The sequence below is a fragment of the Nonomuraea insulae genome (assembly GCF_042656245.1).
In genome coordinates this window covers 69,769-82,505 of the sequence record NZ_JBHSPA010000117.1, presented here as the reverse complement: position 1 = coordinate 82,505, position 12,737 = coordinate 69,769, and the positions used below count along the sequence as shown (strand labels likewise).

The window sequence follows — 12,737 nt, the reverse complement described above, 5'->3', positions numbered from 1 at the left end:
TGCTCAGCCAGCTCCTGCGGCTCGGTACTCGGCATAGTCGCGATGTCGGCATAGATCAAGGCACAAAGCTCGTAGCGGCCGTAGCGGTCAATGGTCTTGTTGAGGGCGAGTTCGTCGGGGGCCGCTCGCGGGCTTTGAGCTTGTTCATCAACCACGTGCCGGGGTCCGGTTCCTGTGCATCTGGCCTGGTCATGTCGATCGCTACGACGGCGTGGGGGCGGGCGAGACATCACGTCGCTCATCGCCCAGTACACCCGTGATTCGGAGCTGGCCGGCAGGTGTTCATCGTCGCGGACCAGGCGCCGGTGCAGCATCAAGGTGCCGCATGTCTGCTCGACGATCCATCGTTCTCGGCTGGGGGACGAACCCCTGGTCGGCGGGGTTGCGTTCGACGATCTCCACGTCGATCCCGAGTCCGGCCCCGTGGTCGACGACCGTGTTCTTGAACCCCTGATCGACCAGGGTTTTGGTCACCGTGCTGGAGGCCTGGGCTGCGACTCGGTCCAGCAGAGCGGTCCCGGCGGTGTTCTCGTGCGCGGAGGCGGCCAGCACAACCACCGCGATGACCAGGCCGAACACGTCCACGGCCAGCCCTCCCTTGCGGCCTGGCATCTTCTTGGCCGCGTCGGTGCTCGTCGTGGTGGCGGAGTGGTGGCGGTGACCCCCGGCCGCCACGTGGACGCTCTGGGTCAGCTCAGCGACCAAACAGAGACCCGAAACCGTCGGTGCCGACAGGCACGATGAACTCGTGACGACGCCCCCGATCACCGGCATCGCCGACCGGCCGCCTACTGCAGTGATGGCACCTCATCACTGGACGACGCGGCCTACGACCAGCTGTTGTTATCTTGAGTTACTCTTAGTAGTCAGCCATGTAAGGCAAGTAACGTGTCTCCGTACTCGCCTTACCGATATTCAGGGGTCTTCAGGCACGTCAGGCACGTTGCCTCGCTACCACCGCCCGGAGCGGGCGGTGGCCGTCGACGAGTCGGTGTCGTGGGTGGTGGTCGATGAGGACTTCGGGTCGCAGGTCGAGGCGTGCGCGTACCTGGCGGGGGTGCGCGGGGCGGGCCGGGCGTTCAACACCGAAAAGACGTACGCGGGCCGGATCGCCTTGTATTTGTCGTACTGCCGGGGGCACGGCGTGGACTGGCCGGGCACAAGATCACTGCGTCGGCTGCGGTGAAGGATTCAGGCAGGAGTCGTCGGGGCTGTCTCGGTTGTATCGCTCGACGAGCGCGTTGCCGATCAAGGTGAGGTGGTCCCGCACACCAGGTGGGTCGGTCACTTCGAGCCATTCGACTAGTCCGGCGAGCTCGCCCGCGAGCGCGTACTCGTTGTAGCCGCGGATCACGACCTCGATGCGGCCGTCGATCGTGGAACCTCCAACCTCAAGCCGGTCCCCAAGCCCCATGCGGAGCTTGCCGATCCCTTCGGGAGTGCACACGGCCTGGACTTCGAGGGGTGTTCGCTTTCTGTCGACTTCGTCGGCGATCTCCCTCCAGCTCTCAGCGAGGTCGAACCCCTCGGGTCGGTGCACGGGATCGTCGGTCGGCTCGACGGATGACACGCGATCGATCCGGAACGTCCGTCGACCGGCGTCAGTGTTAGTGACGAGGTACCACGTCGGTCCTTTGGCGACGATGCCCAGCGGGTGGACGGTTCTCTCGGTTTCGGTGCCTCTGCGGTCGACGTAGTCGAGCCGCACCTGGACGCCGCGGATCACCGCGTCTTGGAGTTCGTCGAGGAAGCGAGGTGGTGGCCGGTGCTCGACCCGACTCGACCCCCATCGTTGCGGGTCCATGACCAACGACGACGCTGCCGCCTCGGCCTGCGCCCGGAAGGGCTCCGGCAGGGCATGGACGAGCTTGCGCAGAGCCGCTTTCACGGCCGGCGTCGCAGCCGAGGCCGGGCCGGCGACCAGGAACAAGGCGCGGGCCTCACTCGCGGTCAACCCGGACAGGTCGGTGCGAGCGCCGCCCACGAGGCGCCAGCCGCCGCTTCGGCCCTGCATGGAGTACACGGGCACCCCGGCCATGGCCAGGGCGTCGAGGTCGCGGCGGGCGGTGCGCTCGGAGACCTCCAGCTCTCGGGCGACCTCTGCTGCTGTCACCTGCTCACGCCGCTGCAGCAAGAGGAGGATGGCCACCAGCCGGTCGGTTCGCACGCCGACAACACTTTCACATAAAACCGGTCATGAGGTGACCGGTTTCGGTTGGCAAGATGGCGACATGACCTCACCGACGAGGTCGACCGCAAGCGAACACCCCCCGGCCCATCAGGGATGCGCCGACGCCATCTTCGGGAACGTTCGTCGCCTGATCACCCCGAAAAGACAGAGAGGAAACGCAATGCTCAATCCAACCGATTTTCCCAAGCCCACCCTTGTTCCGGTCAACGGTGTGGAACTCGAAGTCTTCGAAGCGGGCCGAGAAAATGCGGGAAAACCCATCGTGCTCTGCCACGGCTGGCCGGAGCACGCCTTCTCCTGGCGCTACCAGGTGCCCGCCCTCGCCGCAGCGGGCTACCACGTCATCGCACCGAACCAGCGGGGTTACGGCAACTCGTCCCGCCCGACCGAAGTGACGGACTACGACATCGAACACCTGTCGGGTGACCTCGTCGCGCTCCTCGGCCACTATGGATACGAAGAGGCCACCTTCGTCGGCCATGACTGGGGTGCGTTCGTCGTCTGGGGACTGACCCTGTTGCACCCCAACCGTGTGAACAAGGTGATCAACCTGAGCTTGCCTTACCAGGAGCGCGGAGAAAAGCCGTGGATCGAGTTCATGGAAGACATGCTCGGCGGCGACTTCTACTTCGTCCACTTCAATCGACGGCCGGGCGTCGCGGACGCCGTATTCGAAGACAACACATTCCGGTTCCTCCGCAACATTTACCGGAAGAACGAGCCCCCCAGAGAGCCTCAGCCGGGCATGGCGCTGATCGATCTCGCCAGAGCGGAAACACCACTCGGTGAGCCCATCATGAGCGACAGCGAACTGGCCGTCTTCGTCTCCGCCTTCGAATCATCGGGATTCACGGGCAGCATCAACTGGTACAGGAACCTCGACCGCAACTGGCACCTGCTGGCGGACGTGGACCCGATCATCCGACAACCCGCACTCATGATCTGTGGCGACAGGGATTTGGTCGCACGGGGTGAGAACCTGGCGGAGTTCGTGCCCAACGTGGAGGTGGTCAGCCTTGATTGCGGTCACTGGATCCAGCAAGAGAAGCCGGAAGAAACGAACCAAGCGATTTTGAAGTGGCTGGAACAGCAGGATGCCACCTGACCGCGATATGAGAGGCCGGCATCCGGGAAGTGGCTGTTCCGCTCGGCACCGAAGACATACGTGACCTCTGCGCAACCCCGACCGTCGGCGTCCGAGCACCCCGCCACGTGGAGGTTCGACTACCCGATCTACCACGTCGAGACTCGGCCGCAATGGCGATAGTGGCTCGAGCACAACCACATGTCGACCCGCGGCGTGTGGCTGTGCTCGTGGCGCACCGGCCCCGGCCGACCACGATGCCCTACCCCGAAGTAGTCGAAGAAGCGATCTTCTTCGGGTGGATCGATTCGACCGCCAACCTCCTCGACGACGACCGTGGCCTCCAGCTGATCACCCCCCGAAAAGCCAAAAGCCCTTGGTCCCGACTCAACCGCCAACGCGCCGCCGCAATGGAACGGCGCGGCCTCATGACGGACGCCGGGCGAGCTGCGATCAACGCGGCGAAGGCGAAAGGATGGCGGACCATCTCCGACCAAGTCGAAGACCTCGAAGAACCCGCCGACCTCGCCTGCGAGTGCCGACAATCACGTCCGATGGTCTCACCTGCAAGTCCTTAATGAGGGAAGATCATATCTTAAGCAGGCGCTCAATCGAGTTGAGCGACTGCACAAGCGGTTTTGAGCGATCGCTTGGACAGCGACGCTCAAGATCCGCCCGCTTGTCAAGAGCTGCAGGTCGCCATCTGAGTCGAGTATCCGAGCCCCACAGGCTCGGATAGCTGATCCTGGCTGTGTCGGTCGCCGTCCAGCAGCGGCTTACGGTGGACCAGCCGGCCCACACTTCGCGGTCTATCCGTCGCTTTCGGGGTCGATCACGGAGGCGGCGCGGCGCCTCATGCAGCCCATGGCCGCGATCGGCATCTGACGGCATACCCCCGATATACCGGCTACTCCTACCGTTTTCCTATGTACTCGTTCAGACGGCTGGCCGTCGCGCTTGCCCTCGTCGCCGCCGCTCTCGTTCCCGCCTCTCCGGCCGCCGCGGCCGCGCTGTCCGACGCGGGTTTCTTCGGGAAGTGGACCGCGGGCGCGTGGGAGTACGGGCCACGGCTGGACTACAGCATCCCCGGCCTGGTGCCGGTGGGGGACGCGGCCAAGGCCGGGGACTACACCCTGGCCAAGCAGAGGCTGCTGGAGTACTACCGCTCGCGCCCGGCGATCGAGGCGGGCGGCTTCACGCACACCACCTGGCCGGGCGCGCTGGAGCTGACACCCAGCTATATCTGGACGCTGGGGGCCGGCGAGGTGTACGTCAAGACGGTGGCGGTCGGCCCGGGGACGACGACGGTCACGGCGGACGTGACGAGCACCATCACCAGCGGCAAGTCCGGATTTTTCCTGATGAGCCGGTACAAGGATGCGTTCATCGCGTCCGTCAACTCCGGGGAGAACGCGACAGGCAAGCCCATGCTGCGCCTGACCCTGGCCGACGGATCGGTCAAGACGCTCTACGCCACACACGACACCTACATTGCCGCGGGCGCGCCCGGCACGGTGTACGGCGCCGCCTCTCTCCTCCAGGTCAGCGACCAGGGCGCGGGACCGTTCAGCTCGGCCACCCGCAAGGCATACCTGCAGTTCGACCTCAGCGGCGTCTCCGGGGTGACGAAGGCCGAGCTCACGCTCACCGGGAAGGCCACCACCAGGAAGTCCGTCATGCTGTACGGCAACGGCGAGATCTTCAACGAGACCACCCGCACGTGGTCCAACACGGTGCAGAACACCTACTCCTGGCACGGCGATCCGGGCGGCTTCGACTGGAAGCGCCCTGCCGGCGCCGACAAGGAGTACCTGTACCAGCTGCCCCGCTTCTACTTCGCCGGCCCGCTGGCTCTGGAGTACAAGAAGACCGGTAACGAGACCTACGCCCGCACGCTCATCGGCCTGATGACCGACTTCATCAAGGACGCCGACATCCTGGACGCCGATCAGGGCGCCGGTTCGTACCTGGGCAACATCCACGTGGCCAACCGCGTGCACAACTGGATCGCGGCCTACGAGATCCTGCGCAAGAGCCCGTCACTGACCGCCGAGGCCAACGTCGCGATCCTCAAGACGCTCAACAGGGCCGGGGTGTACCTCCAGACGGCGGTAAACGGCTCGCCGAACCAGATGCAGGCACAGAAGAGCACGCTCTTGCACGCCGGCGTTTACTTCCCCGAGTTCCGGGCGGCATCGAAGTGGCGTCCCAACGCGGTCGACTACCTCTCGACACATCTCAACGACTCGACCTATCCCGACGGCGGCTACAAGGAGGCGACCTCCGGTTACCTGCGCGCCTACGCCCTGCAGTACGTGCGCATCGTGGAGTTCATGCAGCGGCACGGGATCGCCTTCACCGCCACCGGCAAGCTGCGCGAGCTCGGCCACTTCATCATGGACCAGACCTACCCCAACGGGTACGGCCCCGCCTACGGCGACAGCGGTTACGAGGATCAGCGCTCGACGCTGAGGTACCTGGGCGAATTGCTGAAGGACCCGGAGCTGGCCTACGTCGGAGGTGCGTCCGGGACCAAGCCCTCGCACACCTCGGCCCTCTACCCGGACACCCGGGTGGCGGTCTCCCGGTCGGGCTGGACCTCCGCCGACACCTACCTGCGGCTCAACGCCGATCGCGGCAACCACAGCCACCCGGACGAGCTGGCGATCACCGCTTATGCGTACGGCAGGCCGCTCCTGGCCGACATGGGCGCGTTCAGCTACAGCGACGACGCCCGCGCGGTGTGGCTGCGGAAGACCACGGAGGCGCACAACACGATCGAGGTCGACGACAAGGCGCAGGACTCCATGGCCGCCGGCGCGGTTTCCCTGATCTCCAACCCGGCCTTCCACCTGCTCGGCGGGTACACCGACGGTTCGGCCCGGGCGCGGCACGAGCGCTCCGTGCTGTCGCTGCCCTCCGGCGGGTGGCTGGTCTCCGACCGGCTGACGCCCAGCGACACGGTCACGCACCGCTACGAGCAGAACTGGCACTTCACCTCCGATGCCAACCCCGCGCTCAGCTCCGGGACCGAGGCGGTGACCACGGCCTTCGGCACAGGCGCGAACATCAGCGTGGTCCCTGCCGACGCCACCAAGGTCGCCTCGTCGTTGCGGAACGGGTACTACTCGCCGAAGACCTACTCGGTGGAGGCCGCGAAATACGTGTCCTACGTCAAATCCGTCGCCGGGCAGACGACGTTCGACACGCTGCTGCTGCCGTCGCGGGGAACCGCGGACACGTCCGTGACCGTGGAGCGGCTGGCGGTCGGCATCACCCCGTCGTACCAGGCGACCGCGCTGAAGGTCGGTGATGCCGTCTATTACAAGTCCTGGGCGGCGAAGGCGTCCCGCGCGTTCGGCTCCTACACCTTCGACGGGAACATCCTCTACGCCGACGCCGGATCGGTCCTGATGGTCGGTGGCACGTCGGTGATGCGCGACGGCGCGGCCATCGTCAAGTCGCCCACGGCGGTGAACGACCTCGCCGTGCGGATCGGCACGGACGGCACCGTGCGCATCGACGGCACCGACCTGACGGCCAGCGTGGATACGACCAAGGCCATCGCCATCGAGGCCCCGGCCGCCACCAAGGTCCTCCTCAACGGCACCCCCGTCCCCTTCGAACGCGCCGGCACCCTCATCTACGCCGCGACGGCCTCCTGACCGCGACGGGGCGTGGCCTCTGCCTCGGCGCCTGGCCGTCCGGCGAGAACGTCCTCGCGGCCGACAGCCGTCAGACGTCGGCTGTCGGGGCCGGGCGTGGGCCATGGGCCGAGGTCCCAGACTGGAGCAGAATCCAACGAACCCGCTCCTGACCTGCGGTAACGGGGCGCGCCGCAGTCATAAAGGAGGACCACCCGCCCTGGTCATTGGCGCGGAGGGCGGATCTGCGGGGTAGCGAGGTTGAAACCCTTGCGGATGTTGCGTACTCGTCGCGGGCCTGTTGGACAGCGTCGGGGAGGCCGGTGAGCAGCGCATTGGTACGGCGGCCCCTGGAGAGCAGAAAGGTATCCTGCAGGGCGCACGCCATTCCCGCGCCCTCGAAAGCAAAACCGCGATCCTCGGGCTCTACCGAACGTGCACTTGGTCGATCGGGGAACCGGCCATCGCGGAGTTGTACCCGTACAGGAACGATCTGGCATGCCCTTCGAGGACGGCACGGCCGACGGGACGATTCAGGACGAATCCTTATTGGGAGCATAGCAGGGAGGGAAAGGGATAATTTCGACCGCTTTGCAACAGTTCGCAGCGTTCGCATGGTGGGAAGAAGGGGCCGTTCAAAGGGTGAGCGGCGGCGGCGCGCCGTGGGCGGGCGACAGGCCACCAGTAACTCGCCCACCCGTTCCGGATCGATCCGGCCTCTGGCCAGGGCGTCATACAGGCTGCCCCAGCTGCGGCGAAAGACCGGCTCCAGGCTCAGATACGGCAGCGAGGTGACCGTCGGCGCGGACAACACCGCGTCGGTGAGCTCGAATAACCGTCCGCGCGCAGGCAGTCATACCGGCCCGCGCGGAACTCCCGCAGCCTCCTCGTGGACTCCGCCACCGGCGATGAACTCTTCGTCGCGGCCACTCCCGCTCGCAGCGGCGTTACCGTCATACTGGACTCCACGGCCATCGGTTTGATCTTCATTTCTTCGCAGAAACAGAAGATCGGCGATGGCCGCTCTCATGTCACGACGGCGTGCCGCTCCGCCACCAGATCGTGATCAGCCAGCACGAGCGACCTGTGACAAAAGTCCGTCTGCTCAAGCAGACCCTCGACCGGACCAAGCCCCGCCTGCGTGACCCGCACACCGCCGACACCTGGACCTGGCTCATCCTCACCGCGCATACCCAGCTGCGCCTGGCCCGCGGCCTGGTGAGCGATCTACGCCGCCCGTGGGAGAAGCCCGCCGTCACCGAGCGATTCACCCCGCCCGCGTCCGCCGAGGGTTTCGCAACCTCCACACCAAGGCCCTGCCCCGGACCTGCGCCGACGGGGCGTCGTGGGCAGTGGTCGGCCGGATGTTGGGGGTGTCCAAGCAGGCCGCCCAGCAGCTCGCGGGCCGTTTGCGCCGGGCGATGTCAACGCGGCGTTGACGCGGCAAAGAACGGCGCGTCAGGACCACGTGTAGGAGACGGCGGAGAGTTCCGCGAACATGTTTCCACCGACTCTGAATGAGGCGATGTACTGCCCCTTGCCGATCCCCTTGCCGGATATGGACTTGGATTTCGTCGCGCTTGATCCGTTTGTCGAGCACTTGGTGTTGCCGAGGTTGAAATTGCCGCTACTGGCGAAACTCTTGTGCTTGGGGCGGAAGATCACCAGTTCGCCGTTCACACAGTGCTTGGTGCTCTTCGAATAGGAGACGGTGGCCTTGACGACGTTTGTCGCCTTGTGGACCGTGAGGCAGACCTTGACGTTCGCTTTCGTCTTGCACGTGGTGACCGACTTCGGCTTCGAGGCGGGGTCGTCTGCCGACGCGGGTGTGGCAGTCAGGGCCGACATGGTGACGGCCAGTACTGAGACGCTGAGCGCTGTTCGGATCTTGGACATGCTGCTCCCTCGCCTGGTAGTGGAACGAGGAGTCATGCTAGGGATCAGCGGTATGTCGTCGGTATGCCGCGTCGCTCGCGGTGCAGCGTGGTCGGTGGCGCGGCACCCTGTACGTGACGGTCGGGTTAGGGCGGGCGTCGCAGGTGCGGGTGTCCCGCCCGGCTGGCGGCGGCGTCCGGGGGAGGGGGGCACGCGATCCGCGCCCTCGCGGGCTATCTCGAGACCGCGCCGGAGCGGTCGAGTTCGATCACCCGGCCCGCTCCGCCACCGGCTTGAGGAGTGCTGATCCCGATGTCCGCCGACCTGTCGCCCGGCTGGAATCCGAACCAGGCCGCCCGCTGGGCGGCGTGCGGCCGATGGGAGTTCGCAGCCCACGAAGCGGCTTCACAACCGTTGGAAGGTTAAATCGCAAGATCCAGGGATCACCCGCGTGGAGAACTGCCGTCAGTCGTTCAGGGCGGACCGGATGCCTATGGGGACCTCCATGACGAGGGACGCCACGGCTGGCTCCTTCGGGGGCAGCACGCAGGCTCTATGGGCCTCAGGCTGTGATCGACACCAGCCGGTGCCGGTTCACAGATCGGACCGGGCGCCTGAAATGCTTTCTCGATGACCTCCGCTGACGCCTCCGAGGGATCGCCGGGCCCGGATCGATTGATCTCCGGCACCGACTGGGAACTCCTGGACGTGCTGATCGGACCCGACCAGGGCTGCCCGACCGTCCCGGAGTTGCTGTCCTCGCTCATACATGGCGCGCCACCGGTCAAGGCCCGCGCGTTGTACGACTTGAGCGAGGCGATCAACCATCAGAACTCCATCGCCGAGGCGACCGCGCCGGCGATGACCGTGATCGCGGCACTCCTGACCCATCCGTCCACCGACCTCGTGTCTCTGCCCGCAGTACCCCACCGGACAGACACGCTGACTTCGCTGCGGGCAGGGCTCCTCCGGCTGATGGGCGCAGTGCTCGACGACGTCGGCGATGAAACCGAGGCAGCCGGCCGCCGCTTCGGCTTCGACCTGACCGCCGAGTACCTCCAGGTCCGTGCGACCCGTCCTGCCTTGCTCCCGGCCGTTCTGCGTCTCCTGGACGATCCGGACGTGCGAGTGCGCGAAGCGGCCGCCTTGACGAGCATCCCTTTGTCGGAAGACCCATCGATCGCTCAGCGGCAGGCTCTGAAAGAGCGGGCGATCGCGATCCTTTCCAGCAGCGCTGAGCCTCGCCATCGTGCGGTTGCCGCTCGTATTCGCGGGCTACCAGATAATCCCGCTGTCCTGGACGACCGAGGGTGCCGTGGCGATCCGCCCTTCTGATCCGGCTCAGGACTCCCGAAGCCACTCCAAGGGCGAAGGAGTGGTTTAACCGCAGGTCAGCAGAGCGCCAGAGCGCGCCGCTCGGCGTCAGTGAGCCGATCGGTGTTGACCGCGGCGTCGGCGGCTCCAGAATGCCTGGCATGGATCTACGACCGGAGCTGCTTCCCCCGTCCGTCTCCCAGGTGCGCCAGGAGCAGTTGGGGAGGGAGATCGACCGGATCGCGGAACTCCTAGAAACCGGCAGGCTGATGGAGGCACGCGAGGCCGTCGCCGCGTTCAACATGCAGACTGGACACACCTACGAGCCGTCGGATTTCGCCGCGTACTGGGAGTCGCAGGATCTGGAGGAACTCGCCCGGGATGCCGCCCGCCCGGAGCGGCTCAAGGTATCGGACATCACCCGGGAAGAACTCGCCGAAATTGTCCGCAGAATCATGGAGGCAGACCCGGACTCCGACTACTATCTACGCCTGCTAGAGGCCAATGTGCTCCATCCACGCGTCAGTGATCTGATCTTCTGGCCTCCGGAAGGCTTACAGGACGCCACAGCCGAGGAGATTGTTGAAGCCGCCCTCCGCTATCGCCCCATCGCGTTGTGAGCGCAGGCCAGGAGTCTGGAACAGACCATCTGGAAACGGACAGCAGAAACCGACAAGTTAGTCCGGACGACCATGAGCCCCCCGTCCGGACTAACTTGTCGAGCCGCAGGTCACGCCGGATTCCTCCGAAACCATGCAGCAGACCTGACAGCCGCGGCAGCTCTTTGACGCCTCGGGGTGGGCGCCCGTAGGGGGGAGCGGGTGTGGTTCAGCATCGCGGTTTCAGCTGGTCGATGCCTGCGGGGTAGGCGTCGCCGAGCGCGACGACGACGTCCAGGAGCGCGCCGTACAGCCTGCCGTGGTACCAGTGCTCGCCGTTCAGATTCCCGCCGGGCTCCAGCTGCCTGGTGAGCTCGGCGAGGTGCTTGACCCAGTCCTGCGCGGCGGTCGGCGGCCGCCGCTCCAGGCGGGTCTCCACCCGGGTACGGGTGCGGGTGACGGTCTCGGTGACGACCTCGCGCACGGGCTCGGCGCACGCGGCCGCGGCGGCGATGTCGCGCTGCAGGCGCTGCTCGGCGGTGCGCACTTCCCAGGCCCGGTTGCGGTGCGCCTTGCTGCAATACAGCGCGGGCCGACCGCGACCGCTGTAGGGCATCCTGGTTTTGTCGGTGACATGTGACAGCGTTTGCCGGTCTGCTGTGACAGCGACCGTTTCCGCTGGAAGGCGATGTCGCTGAGAAGTAACAGCGCTAGGGGGCTTGCGGTGAGAGCCTTTGATGTGTCCCGCAGCTGCGCATGCGCCTTCCTTCGCGTCGCGGCGCCGGGGTGGGTGCGGTGGCGGTGCGGCCAGCCCTGTTTGTCCTGGGCGCGTCCCGATGCTGCCGCGGTTCTTCACTGGTAGTACGCCGAGCATCGCTGTCTCCATCTACGCGCGAACAATTGCGGTGTTCCGGTAAGTGTGATGACGCTCTCAGGCGTGTAGAGGGTGTGGAGCAACTGGAGTTCGAGGAGTTCTACCGAGACAGCAGGGACGCGTGCCTGCGTGCTGTGCTGGTCGGCACCGGCAATCCGCACCTGGCCGAGGACCTGGTAGCCGAGGCCTACGCGCAGGCGTGGAGCGCCTGGCGCAAGGTTCGGGCCCATCCCGCGCCGCGTGCCTGGATCGTGCGCACCGCGCTCAACACCCGCGTCTCGTGGTGGCGCAGACGCCGCCGCGAGGTCGCCCTGGCCGGCCATGACGCCGAAGGTCGCCAGCAGATGCAGGGTGTCGACCCCGCGCTGCTGGCAGCCGTGCGGCGTCTGCCCAGGCGGCAGCGGGAGGTGGTGGGGCTGCGGGTCTTCCTCGACCTGGACACCGAAGCCACCGCCAAAACCCTCGGCATCGCGCCGGGCACCGTCACCACACACCTGGCACGGGCCGTCGCCGCGCTCCGCGGCGACCTCGCCACCGCCATCACTCAGGAGGGCCAACCATGAACGACGTCTTCGACACGATGAAGGAGTCGATGCAGGGCGTGCACATGCACACCCCCGTCGAGCGGATCGTCGCGGCAGGCCGGGCGCGCCGCCGCAGGAAGGTCACGGGGATCGCGGCGGGGGCCGCCGTGGCCGGGGGACTGTCGCTGGTCGTCGCGACCAGCGGCCCGCAAGTCACCGCGCCTCCCGCGGGCGTGCACGTCCAGCTCGCCGCCTTCTCCCTCGACAGCAACACCGACGGTACGGTCACCGTCAAGCTCACCAAGGAGCAGACCCTCGACCCAGCGACACTGCAGAACGCCCTGGCCCAAGCGGGCATCCCCGCCGACATCCGGATCAACGAGTTCTGCAACTCGCCGGTCGACATCCCGGGCTTCGACAAGGTCATGTCCGACAACAAAGAGGAGGACGGGCGGGTCGTGATGACCATCGACCCGGCGGCCATGCCCGAGGGCACGAAGATCATCGCGGGCATCAGGACGCCCGACTACAAGCCGGACGACCCGAGCAGGCTCGGCGCGGTCTTCGGCCTGGCCCGCACCGGCGACACCCTCCAGTGCAGCACCGAGCTCCCCAGGTAGATCCCGCGAGGG

At 66.4% G+C, this 12,737-nt stretch carries 13 protein-coding genes and 1 pseudogene; 9 read left to right on the top strand and 5 right to left on the bottom strand.

Annotation, left to right across the window (positions count from 1 at the left end; all coding sequences use genetic code 11):
• Positions 1-282: 282 nt before the first annotated feature.
• On the bottom strand, positions 283-705 hold the full coding sequence (locus ACFPZ3_RS65775) for a transposase (RefSeq protein WP_379524526.1): 423 nt from the start codon (positions 703-705) through the stop codon (positions 283-285).
• Between the two features lie 238 nt (positions 706-943).
• On the opposite strand from ACFPZ3_RS65775, the gene ACFPZ3_RS65770 reads away from it, so the two are divergent.
• Complete coding sequence (locus ACFPZ3_RS65770) at positions 944-1,186, top strand: hypothetical protein (protein WP_379524525.1); 243 nt, start codon at positions 944-946, stop codon at positions 1,184-1,186.
• Here ACFPZ3_RS65770 and ACFPZ3_RS65765 read toward each other — a convergent pair.
• Positions 1,166-2,167: a helix-turn-helix transcriptional regulator gene (locus ACFPZ3_RS65765; protein ID WP_379524524.1), complete on the bottom strand. Its 1,002-nt coding sequence runs from the start codon at positions 2,165-2,167 to the stop codon at positions 1,166-1,168. The two genes, ACFPZ3_RS65770 and ACFPZ3_RS65765, sit on opposite strands and share 21 nt — an antisense overlap.
• Before the next feature lie 184 nt (positions 2,168-2,351).
• Between ACFPZ3_RS65765 and ACFPZ3_RS65760 the strand changes: the two genes are divergently transcribed.
• The 4 genes and pseudogenes from ACFPZ3_RS65760 (at position 2,352) to ACFPZ3_RS65745 (ending at position 6,940) form a co-directional block, all read left to right on the top strand.
• The gene (locus tag ACFPZ3_RS65760) at positions 2,352-3,296 is read left to right on the top strand and encodes an alpha/beta fold hydrolase (RefSeq protein WP_379524523.1); all 945 of its coding nucleotides are present in this window, start codon (positions 2,352-2,354) and stop codon (positions 3,294-3,296) included.
• A 197-nt stretch (positions 3,297-3,493) separates the two neighbouring features.
• Positions 3,494-3,853, top strand: a complete 360-nt coding sequence (locus ACFPZ3_RS65755) for a YdeI/OmpD-associated family protein (protein WP_379524522.1) — start codon at positions 3,494-3,496, stop codon at positions 3,851-3,853.
• Between the two features lie 161 nt (positions 3,854-4,014).
• Positions 4,015-4,160: pseudogene (locus tag ACFPZ3_RS65750) on the top strand (NAD(P)H-quinone dehydrogenase); the annotation flags it as partial.
• Between the two features lie 41 nt (positions 4,161-4,201).
• Positions 4,202-6,940 carry a heparinase II/III family protein gene (locus ACFPZ3_RS65745; protein ID WP_379524521.1) on the top strand — a complete coding sequence of 913 codons (2,739 nt, stop codon included), beginning with the start codon at positions 4,202-4,204 and terminating at the stop codon, positions 6,938-6,940.
• A gap of 70 nt (positions 6,941-7,010) precedes the next feature.
• Here the strand turns inward: ACFPZ3_RS65745 and ACFPZ3_RS65740 are convergent, their stop codons facing one another.
• The gene (locus ACFPZ3_RS65740; protein WP_379524531.1) at positions 7,011-7,478 is read right to left on the bottom strand and encodes a DUF1702 family protein; all 468 of its coding nucleotides are present in this window, start codon (positions 7,476-7,478) and stop codon (positions 7,011-7,013) included.
• A gap of 899 nt (positions 7,479-8,377) precedes the next feature.
• Positions 8,378-8,815 (bottom strand): hypothetical protein, encoded by a 438-nt coding sequence (locus ACFPZ3_RS65735; RefSeq protein ID WP_379524520.1) that lies wholly within the window; start codon positions 8,813-8,815, stop codon positions 8,378-8,380.
• 609 nt (positions 8,816-9,424) lie between these two features.
• Here ACFPZ3_RS65735 and ACFPZ3_RS65730 point away from each other — a divergent pair.
• Both ACFPZ3_RS65730 and ACFPZ3_RS65725 read left to right on the top strand, forming a co-directional pair.
• Complete coding sequence (locus ACFPZ3_RS65730; RefSeq protein ID WP_379524519.1) at positions 9,425-10,129, top strand: HEAT repeat domain-containing protein; 705 nt, start codon at positions 9,425-9,427, stop codon at positions 10,127-10,129.
• A 140-nt stretch (positions 10,130-10,269) separates the two neighbouring features.
• Complete coding sequence (locus tag ACFPZ3_RS65725) at positions 10,270-10,728, top strand: bacteriocin immunity protein (protein ID WP_379524518.1); 459 nt, start codon at positions 10,270-10,272, stop codon at positions 10,726-10,728.
• Between the two features lie 208 nt (positions 10,729-10,936).
• On the opposite strand, the gene ACFPZ3_RS65720 is transcribed toward ACFPZ3_RS65725, so the two are convergent.
• Positions 10,937-11,323 carry a hypothetical protein gene (locus ACFPZ3_RS65720; protein WP_379524517.1) on the bottom strand — a complete coding sequence of 129 codons (387 nt, stop codon included), beginning with the start codon at positions 11,321-11,323 and terminating at the stop codon, positions 10,937-10,939.
• 332 nt (positions 11,324-11,655) lie between these two features.
• Here ACFPZ3_RS65720 and ACFPZ3_RS65715 point away from each other — a divergent pair, with 332 nt between their 5' ends.
• Both ACFPZ3_RS65715 and ACFPZ3_RS65710 read left to right on the top strand, forming a co-directional pair.
• Positions 11,656-12,144: a sigma-70 family RNA polymerase sigma factor gene (locus ACFPZ3_RS65715; protein WP_379524516.1), complete on the top strand. Its 489-nt coding sequence runs from the start codon at positions 11,656-11,658 to the stop codon at positions 12,142-12,144.
• Positions 12,141-12,725 carry a hypothetical protein gene (locus ACFPZ3_RS65710; protein WP_379524515.1) on the top strand — a complete coding sequence of 195 codons (585 nt, stop codon included), beginning with the start codon at positions 12,141-12,143 and terminating at the stop codon, positions 12,723-12,725. Before ACFPZ3_RS65715 ends, ACFPZ3_RS65710 begins: the two co-directional genes overlap by 4 nt.
• Positions 12,726-12,737: the final 12 nt, after the last annotated feature.

Excerpts from the sequence above, each read along its gene's own strand:
- ACFPZ3_RS65760 (WP_379524523.1), top strand. The coding sequence starts at position 2,352 with ATGCTCAATCCAACCGATTTTCCCAAGCCCACCCTTGTTCCGGTCAAC.
- ACFPZ3_RS65745 (WP_379524521.1), top strand. The coding sequence starts at position 4,202 with ATGTACTCGTTCAGACGGCTGGCCGTCGCGCTTGCCCTCGTCGCCGCC.
- ACFPZ3_RS65740 (WP_379524531.1), bottom strand. The coding sequence starts at position 7,478 with ATGCTCCCAATAAGGATTCGTCCTGAATCGTCCCGTCGGCCGTGCCGT.
- ACFPZ3_RS65735 (WP_379524520.1), bottom strand. The coding sequence starts at position 8,815 with ATGTCCAAGATCCGAACAGCGCTCAGCGTCTCAGTACTGGCCGTCACC.
- ACFPZ3_RS65730 (WP_379524519.1), top strand. The coding sequence starts at position 9,425 with ATGACCTCCGCTGACGCCTCCGAGGGATCGCCGGGCCCGGATCGATTG.
- ACFPZ3_RS65725 (WP_379524518.1), top strand. The coding sequence starts at position 10,270 with ATGGATCTACGACCGGAGCTGCTTCCCCCGTCCGTCTCCCAGGTGCGC.
- ACFPZ3_RS65720 (WP_379524517.1), bottom strand. The coding sequence starts at position 11,323 with ATGCCCTACAGCGGTCGCGGTCGGCCCGCGCTGTATTGCAGCAAGGCG.
- ACFPZ3_RS65710 (WP_379524515.1), top strand. The coding sequence starts at position 12,141 with ATGAACGACGTCTTCGACACGATGAAGGAGTCGATGCAGGGCGTGCAC.